11 protein-coding genes are annotated in these 13,010 nt (G+C 60.0%); 7 read left to right on the plus strand and 4 right to left on the minus strand.

Annotation, left to right across the window (positions count from 1 at the left end; translation table 11 throughout):
• Positions 1-43: 43 nt before the first annotated feature.
• Positions 44-400: a hypothetical protein gene (locus tag ACA058_RS04940; RefSeq protein WP_497639859.1), complete on the plus strand. Its 357-nt coding sequence runs from the start codon at positions 44-46 to the stop codon at positions 398-400.
• A gap of 136 nt (positions 401-536) precedes the next feature.
• Here ACA058_RS04940 and ACA058_RS04945 read toward each other — a convergent pair whose 3' ends face one another.
• Both ACA058_RS04945 and xseA read right to left on the minus strand, forming a co-directional pair.
• A complete protein-coding gene (locus ACA058_RS04945) occupies positions 537-1,358 on the minus strand; it encodes a peptidoglycan DD-metalloendopeptidase family protein (protein WP_497638108.1) in 822 nt (273 codons plus the stop codon).
• Between the two features lie 3 nt (positions 1,359-1,361).
• Complete coding sequence (gene xseA / locus ACA058_RS04950; protein ID WP_497639860.1) at positions 1,362-2,741, minus strand: exodeoxyribonuclease VII large subunit; 1,380 nt, start codon at positions 2,739-2,741, stop codon at positions 1,362-1,364.
• 181 nt (positions 2,742-2,922) lie between these two features.
• Between xseA and ACA058_RS04955 the strand changes: the two genes are divergently transcribed.
• Together ACA058_RS04955 and ACA058_RS04960 are read left to right on the plus strand one after the other, a co-directional pair.
• Entirely contained in the window at positions 2,923-3,672 is a 750-nt protein-coding gene (locus ACA058_RS04955) for a sulfite exporter TauE/SafE family protein (protein WP_497638109.1), read from the plus strand.
• A gap of 61 nt (positions 3,673-3,733) precedes the next feature.
• Positions 3,734-4,282 carry a sugar ABC transporter ATPase gene (locus tag ACA058_RS04960; protein WP_497638110.1) on the plus strand — a complete coding sequence of 183 codons (549 nt, stop codon included), beginning with the start codon at positions 3,734-3,736 and terminating at the stop codon, positions 4,280-4,282.
• Here ACA058_RS04960 and ACA058_RS04965 read toward each other — a convergent pair.
• A complete protein-coding gene (locus ACA058_RS04965; protein ID WP_497638111.1) occupies positions 4,249-4,500 on the minus strand; it encodes a hypothetical protein in 252 nt (83 codons plus the stop codon). The two genes, ACA058_RS04960 and ACA058_RS04965, sit on opposite strands and share 34 nt — an antisense overlap.
• A gap of 23 nt (positions 4,501-4,523) precedes the next feature.
• Here ACA058_RS04965 and guaB point away from each other — a divergent pair, with 23 nt between their 5' ends.
• Both guaB and guaA read left to right on the plus strand, forming a co-directional pair.
• Positions 4,524-5,993: an IMP dehydrogenase gene (gene guaB, locus ACA058_RS04970; RefSeq protein ID WP_497638112.1), complete on the plus strand. Its 1,470-nt coding sequence runs from the start codon at positions 4,524-4,526 to the stop codon at positions 5,991-5,993.
• 99 nt (positions 5,994-6,092) lie between these two features.
• Positions 6,093-7,670: a glutamine-hydrolyzing GMP synthase gene (gene guaA / locus ACA058_RS04975; protein WP_497638113.1), complete on the plus strand. Its 1,578-nt coding sequence runs from the start codon at positions 6,093-6,095 to the stop codon at positions 7,668-7,670.
• A 73-nt stretch (positions 7,671-7,743) separates the two neighbouring features.
• Here guaA and ACA058_RS04980 read toward each other — a convergent pair whose 3' ends face one another.
• A complete protein-coding gene (locus ACA058_RS04980) occupies positions 7,744-10,812 on the minus strand; it encodes a membrane-targeted effector domain-containing toxin (RefSeq protein ID WP_497638114.1) in 3,069 nt (1,022 codons plus the stop codon).
• A gap of 208 nt (positions 10,813-11,020) precedes the next feature.
• Between ACA058_RS04980 and ACA058_RS04985 the strand changes: the two genes are divergently transcribed.
• Positions 11,021-12,397, plus strand: a complete 1,377-nt coding sequence (locus ACA058_RS04985; RefSeq protein WP_497638115.1) for a multicopper oxidase family protein — start codon at positions 11,021-11,023, stop codon at positions 12,395-12,397.
• Positions 12,397-12,894 (plus strand): tRNA adenosine(34) deaminase TadA, encoded by a 498-nt coding sequence (gene tadA, locus ACA058_RS04990; RefSeq protein WP_497638116.1) that lies wholly within the window; start codon positions 12,397-12,399, stop codon positions 12,892-12,894. The genes ACA058_RS04985 and tadA overlap by 1 nt, the downstream gene beginning before the upstream one ends.
• Positions 12,895-13,010: the final 116 nt, after the last annotated feature.

Here is a 13,010-nt window from a genome sequence, read left to right on the forward strand (position 1 = left end):
GCTATTCTTCTTTAAAGCCTCGACTGGCAAACAGGAGTCGGTGATGAACGAGTCCGATTGGAAACAGTATTGCGTATTGCGTCCGGTGGCCCATGAGCGGATGTGCGTCCGGATCATGACGGATGTCGAAAAGATCGTGCTGGACAAGAGCATCGCCCCCTACGAGCGGATCGATGCCAGCGAGGAAGTGCTCAAGGCCGGGCAAAAGGAGCTGTATTGGGCATTTGGCGTCTTCAGGTTTTCACGCCATGAAGCGCGCTCGCATTTGCTTGGGTTGTGTGCGCGCGAGTTGATCACGCCTGAGGAGTTGAGCTGGTTTTCAGCGGAGACTCAGGAGTGGGTCAGGCATTGTCTGGCGGATCGGGAGGTTCATGGGATAGAGGATCTGGAGGCGGAGTAGGCGGTGTCAGTCGGGCCGCCATCGCGAGCAAGCTCGCTCCCACATTTGGCCGGTGTGAACACAGATATTGTGTACGACGAAAATCCACTGTGGGAGCGAGCTTGCTCGCGATGAGGCCGGTGGCTATAACGCAAATTCAGGGCCGAAACGCCCCAATAAAAATCGCCGGATCCACCCGCGCATCATTCAGGCTGACATTCCAGTGCATATGCGGCCCGGTCGCCCGGCCGGTCGCACCGACCTTGCCGACTACACCACCGCGAGCCAGCTGCTGCCCAACCTTCACATCAATCTTCGACATGTGGCAGAACATGCTGATGAACCCCTGGCCATGGTCGACAAACACCGTGTTGCCATTGAAGAAGTAGTTGCCGATCAGGATCACCTTGCCCGCGGCCGGGGTCTTGATCGGCGTACCGGCAGGTACGGCGAAATCCAGACCTGAGTGAGGATTGCGCTCTTCGCCGTTGAAGAACCGGCGCACTCCGAACTTGCTCGACAGCGGTCCGTTCACCGGTTTGTCCAGCAGCAGGTTGCTTGGCGTATTCGGGCTGAACGTGCGGTAGGCAGCGATCTGCTCGGCCAGCTCACGCTCGATGCGCTTGAGATTGTCCTGGTCAGGATTAACCTGTTGGGTGTTTTTCAGGGTGATGCGCTGTTCCGGGTATTTCTTGTTGCCGACGGTGAAACCCAGGCTGCGCCCACCGCTGCTGATGGACTGGGCGCCCGGCTTGACCGTCAGCGGCACGCCGACAATCGCCAGCCAGTTGTTCTGTTCCTTGACCACCAGCAGCGGTTTTCCCTGGTAACTGGCTTTCGGCGCTTGCGCGGAACTTCCCAGGTTGACCACCGCCACGCCGCCCGGCACCGGTTTGTTCAACAGGCGGGTGATGTAACTGTCGGCGTGGGCATTGAAGGTCAGGCACAGCAACAGCAGCGGAGCTAAAAAACGCGGCATGGATCAATCCAGTAAAGAAAGGGTGACGGGCGTCAGGTGATTGTCTTCGACCCGCACCTGCAGTTCGCCTTCACCCAACTTGGCCTTCAGACGCTGACCAGTGTGGGTCTGCGCGGCGTTGCGGATCGCGTTGCCACGCTCGTCGAGCAAAATGCTGTAGCCACGGCCGAGGGTCGCCAGGGGACTGACCACGTGCAGTGTTTGCATCTGGCTCTGCAGTTGCATGCGACGGCTTTTCAGACCCTCGCGGATGGCGCGGGGCAAGCGTTCGGCGAGGCTGTCGAGACGTTGGCGCAGCATCGCCAATTGACGGCCCGGATGTTGCCCGGCAAGGCGGGTTTCCAGGCGGATCAGCCGTTCGCGACGAGTGTTGAGGCTACGTTCGAAGGCGCGACGCATGCGCATGTCCAGATCGTCCAGGCGTTGCGCTTGCTGGCGCAGGCGTTCGCCGGGATGTCGCAGGCGACGAGAGATACCTTCCAGGCGCAGCCGATCACGCATCAGGCGATCGCGCATGCGCATCACCAGGCGCCGATGCAGGCTTTCGACCCGACGTACCAGGTCGCTGGAATCCGGTGCCAGCAGTTCGGCGGCGGCCGATGGCGTGGGTGCGCGGACGTCGGCGACGAAGTCACTGATGGATACATCGGTTTCATGGCCGACGGCGCTGACGATCGGCGTCACGCAGGCATCCACCGCGCGCGCCACGGCTTCTTCGTTGAAGCACCAGAGGTCTTCCAGCGAACCGCCACCGCGGGCCAGGATCAACGCGTCGAAGCCCCGGGCATCCGCCAGTTTCAGGGCGCGGACAATCTGCGCGGTGGCTTCGCGGCCCTGTACGGCAGTGGGGATCAGGGTCAGTTGCACCTGCGGCGCGCGGCGGCGGAACACGCTGATGATGTCGCGGATGACCGCACCGGTGGGCGAGCTGATGATGCCAATGCGCTGCGGATGCGCCGGCAGCGGCACTTTACGCTCGGCGCTGAACAGGCCTTCGGCGCTGAGTTTTTCCTTCAAGGCATCGAATGCCAGGCGCAACGCCCCATCACCGGCCGGCTCCACGGTATCGAGGATCAGCTGGTAGTCGCCGCGTCCCTCGAACAACGAGACCTTGCCGCGTACCTTTACCGCCAGGCCATCCTTCAACGCTTGACGCACGCGCGCCGCGTTTTGCCGAAACAGCGCGCATCGCACCTGGGCGCCGCTGTCCTTGAGGGTGAAATACACGTGGCCCGACGCCGGTCGGGCGAGGTTGGAGATTTCGCCTTCGACCCAAATGTTGCTGAACACGTCTTCAAGCAACACCCGCGCGCGGCCGTTGAGCTGGCTGACAGTCAGGACTTCACGGTCCAGGCCGAGTCTTGCAAAGGGATCTTTAATCATGGGGCGCATGATAAAGGCAATCTCCACGGGAATGCACGATCCCCTGTAGGAGCGAGCATGCTCGCGATGGACCTGAGGGCGACGCGTTTATCCAGACACAACGCGTTATCATTAACGTCCATCGCGAGCATGCTCGCTCCTACAGATTCATGGATGACTGGGGAAGAATGTGTTTGAACTGATGAACCAATGGCCCTTCGGCACCACGGATTGGCTGGTAATTGGGCTGGGCATCGCCCTGGCGTACATCGTGTTCGGCATTGCTGGTTTCGGCACAGCGCTGGTGGCCGGGCCGATCTTGATCCTGTTCATGCCGCTGTCGAAGATCGTGCCCTTGCTGGTGTTGCTGGATTTCGTCGCGGCATTCGGCAATCTGTTGCCCTCGCGGCGTGATGTAGCCAAGCCTGAGCTGCTGCGATTACTGCCCTGCATGGCCGTGGGATGCACGCTGGGTGTGATCTTCCTGTTGAACCTCAAGTCCGATCTGTTGCTGCTGTTGATGGGGCTGTTTATCAGTGCCTATGCCATCTACAGCCTGTGGATCAAAACCCGTCCGGCGCAATTGTCTGCCGCTTGGGCGTTGCCGATGGGCACCGTGGGCGGGATGTTCGGGGCGTTGTTTGGCAGTGGCGGCTTTCTATATGCGATCTATTTGAACAGCCGCTTGCCCAAGGAGGCGGCTCGAGCGACCCAGAGCGCGCTGATCAGTTGCAGCACGGTGGTGCGTTTGAGCCTGTTCATTGTCGCGGGTGTCTATGCCGAGCTACCCTTGTTGGTGCTGGCGCTGTGTTTGCTGCCGGCCATGGTACTGGGCCTGTGGATCGGTCGACGGTTGACCATGAAGTTGTCGCGCGAGGCGTTCGTCCGGCTGGTGACCTGGCTGGTCCTGGCCAGCGGTATCGCCTTGATCGGGCGTTACTTGAGTACTTGACCTCCGGAGCCTGGGGCTTAAGCTGCCGGGCTTCTTTCAAAGCGTTGCAGCAGGCCGCCCCATGAATTCCCAAAGTATCATTGTCCCGAAAATTTCCACACTGCCGGTGCATGAACCACGGGCCCGGGCGATCGTGCGTTGGCTGGTGCGCAAGAACATCATCAACGAAGAGCTGACCACCTGTGGCCGCACCGGTAATCGCATGGCCCACGCCATCGCCGATGGCGCCCGGGCAGTGGTCCTGCACCCGCAAGCCCTGCCGTTCGGTGAGCCGATCAATGGCCTGGAGATCGTCACCAAGCGCTGCATTTATACGCCGGCCAAGGGGTTTCTTGGCGAGGCCGGTTGTGCCGAGTGTCGCAAGGAAATCGGTGAAGCGCTGTTTGAAAGCCTCGAAGACTGGATGCCTGGGCGTACCGACAACTTCACCTGCCCCGAATGCGGGCATGAAGACGACATCAACGGCTTTCTGTACCTGCAGGAGTGCGGCTTTTCCAACCTGGGCTTCATCTTCAATAACTGGGCCGAGGCGGGGTTCAAGCAGAGCTTTATCGATGAGTTTGCCGATTGGCTTGATCAACCCGTTAGTTGGGTGAAAGTAGAACTGTAGGAGCACAGCTTGCTGGCGATGGCGGTCTTGAGGACGCCATCGCCAGCAAGCTGTGCTCCTACGAAAAGCAGTTTGGCGGTTTGACCGGATGCCATCACCGGCAAGGCGGTTCCCGGCGGATTTTTGGCGTTATAGGGTCCGTCGATCACCGCATCGATAATAGACAGAGTTTTACATTGAACCCGAGGGGGTGTCTGACTATAATGGCGCGCTTCCATTTTCCCGCTCGGGAGCCCCCGCGATGCTGCGTATCAGCCAAGAAGCTCTGACATTCGACGACATTCTCCTAGTGCCCGGTTATTCCGAGGTGCTTCCTAACGAAGTCAGTCTCAAGACCCGCCTTACCCGTGGCATCGAGCTGAATATTCCACTGGTTTCCGCCGCCATGGACACCGTCACTGAAGCCCGTCTGGCAATCGCCATGGCTCAGGAAGGTGGTATCGGCATCATCCACAAGAACATGACCATCGAGCAGCAAGCTGCCGAAGTCCGCAAGGTCAAGCGTTACGAAGCCGGCGTGGTCAAGGACCCGATCACTATCGAGGCCGATGCCACGGTTCGTGAACTGTTCGAACTGACCCGCCAGCACAACATCTCCGGCGTTCCGGTTTTGCACAATGGCGACCTGGTCGGCATCGTCACTTCCCGTGACGTGCGTTTCGAAAACCGTCTGGAAGCCACTGTCCGCGAAGTGATGACGCCCAAAGAGCGTCTGGTCACGGTCAAGGAAGGCGCCGACAAGAACGACGTTCGCGAGTTGCTGCACAAGCACCGCATCGAACGCGTGCTGATCGTCGACGACAAGTTCGCCCTCAAAGGCATGATGACCGTCAACGACATCGAAAAAGCCAAGGCGTACCCGCTGGCCAGCAAGGACGATCAAGGTCGTCTGCGCGTTGGCGCTGCCGTCGGCACCGGTAAAGACACCGGTGACCGCGTAGCCGCCTTGGTCAATGCCGGCGTTGACGTGGTGGTGGTCGACACCGCACACGGTCACTCCAAAGGCGTGATCGACCGCGTTCGCTGGGTCAAGGAGAATTTCCCTGAAGTGCAGGTCATCGGCGGCAACATCGCCACCGGCGCAGCAGCCAAGGCCCTGGCCGAAGCTGGCGCTGACGCAGTCAAGGTCGGTATCGGCCCTGGCTCGATCTGCACCACCCGTATCGTCGCCGGTGTCGGCGTCCCGCAAATCAGTGCCATCGCCAACGTCGCCGCTGCCCTTGAAGGCACAGGCGTGCCGTTGATCGCCGACGGCGGTATCCGTTTCTCTGGTGACCTGTCCAAGGCCATCGTGGCCGGTGCCTCCTGCGTGATGATGGGCTCGATGTTCGCCGGTACCGAAGAAGCGCCGGGCGAGATCGAACTGTTCCAGGGCCGTTCGTACAAGGCTTATCGCGGCATGGGTTCGCTGGGCGCCATGTCCCAGGCTCAAGGTTCCTCCGACCGTTACTTCCAGGACTCCTCGGCAGGCGCCGAGAAGCTGGTTCCGGAAGGTATCGAAGGGCGTGTGCCGTACAAGGGCACCCTGAGCGCCATCATCCATCAACTGATGGGCGGCCTGCGTTCTTCCATGGGCTACACCGGTAGCGCCAACATCGAAGAGATGCGCACCAAGCCTGAGTTCGTGCGGATCACCGGCGCTGGCATGGCCGAGTCCCACGTTCACGACGTGCAGATCACCAAGGAAGCGCCAAACTACCGCGTAGGTTGAGCCTTCAAGTAAAAAGTTAAGCAACCGGGGCTGTATTATTCAGCCCCGAGTTGTTTCTGAATCACGACTGTTTCTGAATGACTTAGACGAGACTGAATCATGGCCCTCGATATTCACGCCCACCGCATCCTGATCCTCGACTTCGGTTCCCAGTACACCCAGCTGATCGCCCGCCGCGTGCGTGAAATCGGCGTGTACTGCGAACTGCACCCGTTCGACATGGATGACGAAGCGATTCGCGAATTCGCGCCAAAAGGGATCATCCTCGCCGGCGGCCCCGAGTCCGTACACGTCGCCGACAGCCCTCGCGCACCGCAAGCGGTGTGGGACCTGGGCGTGCCGGTCTTCGGTATCTGCTACGGCATGCAGACCATGGCCGAGCAACTGGGCGGCAAGGTTGAAGGTTCCGAACTGCGTGAGTTCGGTTATGCCCGTGTTGACGTGGTCGGCAAGAGCCGCCTGCTCGACGGCATCGAAGACCACATCGACGCCGACGGCCTGTTCGGCCTCGACGTGTGGATGAGCCACGGTGACAAGGTCACCAAGATGCCGAGCGATTTCCACATCCTGGCCAGCACCCCGAGCTGCCCGATCGCTGGCATGTTCAGCGATGAGCGTCGCTACTACGGCGTGCAGTTCCACCCGGAAGTGACCCATACCAAGCAGGGCGGTCGCATCCTGTCGCGCTTCATCCTCGACATCTGCGAGTGCGAAGCGCTGTGGACACCTTCGAAGATCGCTGAAGACGCCATCGCCCAGGTTCGCGCCCAGGTCGGCACCGACAACGTATTGCTCGGCCTGTCCGGCGGTGTTGACTCCTCCGTGGTTGCCGCGTTGCTGCACAAAGCCATTGGCGATCAGCTGACCTGTGTGTTCGTCGACAACGGCCTGTTGCGCTTGCACGAAGGCGAGCAAGTGATGGCCATGTTCGCCGAGAACATGGGCGTCAAGGTGATCCGCGCCAACGCCGAGGACCAGTTCCTCGACAACCTGGCCGGCGAGTCGGACCCTGAGAAGAAGCGCAAGATCATCGGTCGTACCTTCATCGACGTGTTCGATGCCCAGTCCAACAAACTGGAAAACATCAAGTACCTGGCCCAAGGCACTATCTACCCGGACGTGATCGAGTCGGCTGGCGCGAAAAGCGGCAAGGCCCACGTAATCAAGTCGCACCACAACGTGGGCGGCCTGCCGGAAGAAATGAACCTCAAGCTGGTTGAACCGCTGCGTGAGCTGTTCAAGGACGAAGTCCGTCGTCTGGGCCTGGAACTGGGCCTGCCGTACGACATGGTCTACCGTCACCCGTTCCCGGGCCCGGGCCTGGGCGTGCGCATCCTCGGCGAAGTGAAGAAGGAATACGCCGACCTGCTGCGTCGTGCCGACCACATCTTCATCGAAGAACTGCGCAAGGCCGACTGGTACCACAAGGTCAGCCAGGCGTTCGTGGTGTTCCAGCCGGTGAAATCGGTTGGCGTTGTTGGCGATGGCCGTCGCTACGCCTGGGTCGTGGCCCTGCGTGCCGTGGAAACCATCGACTTCATGACCGCGCGTTGGGCACACCTGCCTTACGAACTGCTGGAAACCGTCAGCGGCCGCATCATCAATGAAATCGAAGGCATCTCCCGCGTCACCTACGACGTGTCGAGCAAGCCGCCAGCGACGATCGAGTGGGAGTGATCCCGGTCTGACTGATCGTCTGTAACACCTGAAAGGCCTCGTGAATGTGAGTTCACGGGGCCTTTTTCATTCATTAGGCTGCAAAAGCCGGCAGCCGTCCTTCCAGCGTCAGGCCCATGCGATTGAGTGCGTGGGCAAGGCTGGTCAGATTCGCGTAAGTGACATGATGCACGGCGGCCCAGGCCGGGCGGTTGATGAGGAAGCCGCCATCCATTGTTCGCTCGATCATCGTGCGAACAATCAGGTTGTTGCGGCTGCGATGAATCAGCGTCAGGGTTTCATCTGACCTTTCGATGGTGAACATGCCCTGGCGGAACAGCAGCTTGTTGAGCTGTTCGGGCGTTCTTTGCACAGCCTGTGTCGGCATCTGCAGGCTGATGTCGGCATACAGGGTGTCAAAGTTACCGCGCATCTGGGTGCCGACTCCTGCCACGTCACTGCCTACTTCGATGCCATTATCTATATCCAGATGTAAGGGCTGGTCGGGACCCACTTCCTCGATGCGCAAACCGATGCCGCCTTCCGTTTCGCTGATGCCGGCCAATCCCCTGAATGTGTTGGTATTTTCCTGATCGGTGAGCACCACCCATTTTCCGCCACCGTTGCTGGCTTGAGTGGCTTGCATGATGGTGTGGGTGAGGTAGGTCTTGACGGATTGCCGGGAGATGGCGCGGAAATTCGGGTCGGTGTAGCGATAACTGGCAAGGCAATCAGTGGACTGGACTCGAATGCCGTTCCGTTGCGCAGCCCTGACAACCTGAAGGGGCGTGAACTGCCCGGAAGGATCACCTGGGAGCTTTTGCAGGTATCTTTCCAGCATGCCATGCATGTTCCCGGTGTCGGCGAAGTTGTTCAGGTCGACTTGATTGAAGTCATTGAGCAAGCGATGCATGTAGAGCGTCTTGACGCCTTGCCGGGCAAACGTCGGCATGTTTTCGATGAGGAAGCGCATGCTGGCGATGCGATCCTGGCTTTCACCCACTACCAGGCCAGGCGCTGTCTCGAATACTTTCTCGATGAGTTCTGTCATGGTCGTGGAGGGTGTGATGACCGGCTGAACCGGTCGCGGGGGCAGTGAGGCGCTGAATTTTGCCGGGAGCTGGTATCCGGTTGCATCCCTGACCAATACCGCGCGCCGTCCAGCGACGAACTCTTCATAAGGTGAGACGCCCCTGATGCGCCCATCGGGCAGGTTGACGATTTTTATATGGGTTTCCTGTTCGCCCAAGGCCAGGAAGTTCAGCGAGCGTCCGTCGGGGGCATCGTAGCGGGTTAAATGTTTGAAATAGAATGCTTTGGGCCGAACGGGCTCACCATTCCCCGATGATCCTGGAACGGGCTCACCAGTACCCGATGATCCCGGAACGGGTTTGCTGAGGCCTTTGCCGCCGCCGGTCAAGCGTAGTTTCGGCGCCAGCTCCCATTCACCCTCGGCATTCAGGCGTACCGGGATCGACCCCGTAAAGGCATTCGGGTTTTGCGGGTCGATGATGGCCCAGGTGCCGCCGCCGTTGACGTCTGCCTCGTAGCGTACGTAGTAAGCCTGTTCGTTGATCAGGATGGCGTTGGGAGGGTTTGAGTCCAGAGTGTAGATACCCTGGTATTTCCCGCTGGTGGCCATGGGGTAGCTTTCGAGAATTTCGTTGCTTTGCCAGTGCTCTGGTACTACTAACGCTTCTCCGGTTTCGTCCGGCACGTTTGGCAATACAGCCGGTTGCAGTGGGCCTTCTTCTGATTCGCCGGGCTCGCGAGGTTCAACGGTTTCCTGCTCCGGATTGATCGTCTTGTCCAACTCCGCAGCTTCAGCCGCCTCAGCCGCAGCCCCGGCGTCATCCAATACGCTGACTTCCTTGAGTAGCGGGATATTGAACAGGGTATTGATGCCGGCGAGCACTGCGCCGATCACTCCGGCCTTGCGTTCCGCCGCCGTTCTGCCATTGACCGCCTTGTCGATGTTCAGGCCCATCGCGGCGATGCTGGCCCCGATCACCGGCAAGGCGATGGGCCAGCCGAGGACCGCCAGTGGGCCGAAGACTTTCAGGCCGACAGTCAGATAACCCAGCCACAGGTGTTCGCGCATCTGCCCGTTGGTCACCAGGGTCAGATTGGCTTCCTCCAGCATCGCACTCTGCACGGACCGGCTCTGCCAGGTGAACAGGTCGCCGCTGACGGTGATGTTTTTCTGATTGATCAGGTGGTGATCGTATTTGCCCCAGGTGCCGACCAGCTGGTTCATCAGTGGGGTGATGTTGTCGTGGATCGCCTTGCGCACCGACAGCGGGAAATGGGTCATGAATTCGCTGCGAGCCTGCTCTTCGTTCATCTGCAGCAGCATCCACCAGTGCATGTCGGTGGGCGTCGGGTGCACGTGGAAAGGTGTGGCTGCGCCAGGAACGTAGGTGATCTGCCGACCATTGCGGTCGACGATGCGCAGGATGTCGGTGGCGACATACCCGCAAACATCCAGCGCGCAGACTCGCAGATCTGCAGGCACGGTGTTCTGCGCCTGCAGTGTCGCCAGGGTGATAGGCCAGATCGTGTCGCCGACGGCGGCCCTGACGACGGTCTGGAAATCTTCTTCCCCCAGCTGCCCGCTCTCGCACGCCTCGATGGCTTTACTGAGGTAGTTACACTTGGCCAGGGCCCGATAGTCATCGAAATGCGTGGCCCAGAAGGCATTGAATTTGTTCAGGTAGCGGTCACTGAGGTTCAGCTCCCACAGGTCGGCGAGAACCTTGCTGGGGTACATCCGCACTTCATTGGTTTCGTTGTAGAGGCTGGCATTGGCATCTGCGGTGTAGAACCCGCCATTGCTGTTCAGTTCGAGGGCGTCGTCCTGATCGGTCACGCGAAACCGATGTATGACCAGTTGCGTCAGCGTGAACGACTCACAGGGTTTGGGGGCGTGTTCCCAGCCGAGGAAAGTCTTGTTGCTGCTGGCGGTGACGTTGTCGAACCGATGCCACCAGACCTGGTCGGGGTCGTGGCCGGTGATGCCGTGTTTTTTCAGGATATCACTGGCGACGGCATGGGCTTCTTCCTGCAGGCCGGGGCAGGCGGTCACGACGACGGGCGCAATGAGTTTGAGCTGTTCCCGGTCGGCGGCTTTGCTTGATGCGGGGGTGTTTTGTTCGGTGGACATGCTCTCGCTCCTTGAGAAATGGGCAGCGATGATTGCCCGTTTCCATGCCGGCCGTGCACTACATATATATGCTTGGATAAACGGTCAGCGCGGATCAGACTGTGACCAGTCGCCGCGCCGCCCTTACTGTTTCCCAACTGCAGGTGTATCGTATTCGCCTTTTCCAGGCCCCCCGGGCCTGTCGCTGATACGTGAGGTAGTTGAGTTCATGTCCTTTACCCGTCGCCAAATCCTCGGTGGCCTGGCTGGTCTTGTTGTCGTTGGCGTGGGAGCAGGAGGCGCGTCGCGTTACTGGCTGGGCAAGATGGCCGACGCCGATGCGGGCCATGACTATGAGCTGATTGCGGCGCCGCTGGACATCGAGCTGGTGGCCGGGCACAAGACCGAAGCCTGGGCGTTCGGTCCGTCGGCGCCGGGTACTGAATTGCGCGTGCGCCAGGGCGAATGGCTGCGGGTGCGCTTCATCAATCATCTGCCGGTGGCAACCACCATTCACTGGCACGGCATCCGCCTGCCGCTGGAGATGGACGGTGTGCCTTACGTGTCGCAGCTGCCGGTATTGCCCGGTGAATACTTCGATTACAAATTCCGCGTGCCCGATGCCGGCAGCTACTGGTATCACCCGCACGTGAGCAGCAGCGAAGAACTTGGGCGCGGGCTGGTCGGCCCGCTGATCGTCGAGGAGCGCGAGCCGACCGGTTTCAAGTATGAGAAAACCTTGAGCTTGAAGAACTGGCATGTCGATGAGCAGGGCGCTTTTGTCGACTTCAGCATTCCTCGCGAAGCAGCCCGAGGCGGTACGGCGGGGCGACTGTCGACCATCAACGGAGTCCCGCAAGCGGTCATCGACTTGCCCGCCGGGCAGATCACTCGCGTACGCCTGCTCAACCTCGATAACACCCTCACCTATCGCCTGAATATCCCTGGTGTCGAAGCGCAGATCTACGCACTGGACGGCAACCCCATCGAACCGCGACCGCTGGGCAAGGAGTACTGGCTCGGCCCGGGCATGCGTATTTGTCTAGCGATAAAGGCACCACCGGTGGGTGAAGAACTATCCCTGCGCAACGGCCCGGTTCGTTTGGGCACGCTCCGCTCCGTAGCCAACACCGACGCGCCGACTGCATGGCCTGCGGCACTGCCCACCAACCCGGTAGCGGAACCGGACCTGGCCAACGCCGAAAAACTCAACTTCAATTTCGAATGGGTAGGTTCAGTGTCGGTGAACGTCGACAACGGCAAGCCGCCAAGCCTGTGGCAGATCAATGGCAAAGCCTGGGACATCACGGATAAAACCTGCGCCGACCGCCCGATTGCCAAGCTGGAAAAGGGCAAAAGCTACATTTTTGAATTGAAAAACATGACTCAGTATCAGCATCCGATTCACCTGCACGGCATGAGCTTCAAGGTCATTGCCTCGAACCGGCACAAGGTCATCCCGTATTTCACCGACACGTATTTGTTGGGCAAGAACGAGCGTGCGCAAGTGGCGCTGGTGGCGGATAACCCTGGGGTGTGGATGTTCCATTGCCATGTGATCGATCACATGGAAACCGGCCTGATGGCCGCCATCGAGGTGGCGTGATGCGTCAGATTCGTCCCGCTGTGATCATCGACCGCAGCCGTGATCGCGACTTCATGCGCGAAGCTCTGGCCCTCGCCGCTCAAGGAGCGGCACTGGGCGAAGTGCCGGTGGGCGCGGTGCTGGTGCAGGACGGTGAAATCATCGGCCGTGGCTTCAATTGCCCGATCAGCGGCAACGATCCGAGTGCTCATGCCGAGATGGTCGCCATCCGCGCCGCCGCTCAAGCCGTCTGCAACTATCGCCTGCCGGGCAGCACGCTGTATGTGACGCTGGAGCCGTGCAGCATGTGCGCCGGGTTGATCGTGCATTCGCGGATTGCGCGGGTGGTGTATGGCGCGTTGGAGCCCAAGGCCGGGATTGTGCAGAGTCAGGGGCAGTTTTTTACCCAGGGCTTTTTGAATCATCGGGTGTTGTATGAAGGTGGGGTGTTGGCGGAGGAATGCGGGGCTGTTTTGAGCCAATTCTTCAAGGCCCGCAGAGCCAAATCTTCAGAATAACCACCAACCCTGTGGGAGCGAGCTTGCTCGCGATGGCGGCGTGTCAGTCAACAATGATGTTGAATGTTAGTCCGCTATCGCGAGCAAGCTCGCTCCCACAGGGTTCTCTGGTGTTT

The sequence above is a fragment of the Pseudomonas sp. LBUM1649 genome (assembly GCF_059716155.1).

What these genes read in the sequence shown, in the direction of transcription:
- ACA058_RS04940 (WP_497639859.1), top strand. Translation starts at nt 44, where the DNA reads ATGAACGAGTCCGATTGGAAACAGTATTGCGTATTGCGTCCGGTGGCC.
- ACA058_RS04945 (WP_497638108.1), bottom strand. Translation starts at nt 1,358, where the DNA reads ATGCCGCGTTTTTTAGCTCCGCTGCTGTTGCTGTGCCTGACCTTCAAT.
- xseA (WP_497639860.1), bottom strand. Translation starts at nt 2,741, where the DNA reads ATGATTAAAGATCCCTTTGCAAGACTCGGCCTGGACCGTGAAGTCCTG.
- ACA058_RS04955 (WP_497638109.1), top strand. Translation starts at nt 2,923, where the DNA reads ATGAACCAATGGCCCTTCGGCACCACGGATTGGCTGGTAATTGGGCTG.
- ACA058_RS04960 (WP_497638110.1), top strand. Translation starts at nt 3,734, where the DNA reads ATGAATTCCCAAAGTATCATTGTCCCGAAAATTTCCACACTGCCGGTG.
- ACA058_RS04965 (WP_497638111.1), bottom strand. Translation starts at nt 4,500, where the DNA reads ATGGAAGCGCGCCATTATAGTCAGACACCCCCTCGGGTTCAATGTAAA.
- guaB (WP_497638112.1), top strand. Translation starts at nt 4,524, where the DNA reads ATGCTGCGTATCAGCCAAGAAGCTCTGACATTCGACGACATTCTCCTA.
- guaA (WP_497638113.1), top strand. Translation starts at nt 6,093, where the DNA reads ATGGCCCTCGATATTCACGCCCACCGCATCCTGATCCTCGACTTCGGT.
- ACA058_RS04980 (WP_497638114.1), bottom strand. Translation starts at nt 10,812, where the DNA reads ATGTCCACCGAACAAAACACCCCCGCATCAAGCAAAGCCGCCGACCGG.
- ACA058_RS04985 (WP_497638115.1), top strand. Translation starts at nt 11,021, where the DNA reads ATGTCCTTTACCCGTCGCCAAATCCTCGGTGGCCTGGCTGGTCTTGTT.
- tadA (WP_497638116.1), top strand. Translation starts at nt 12,397, where the DNA reads ATGCGTCAGATTCGTCCCGCTGTGATCATCGACCGCAGCCGTGATCGC.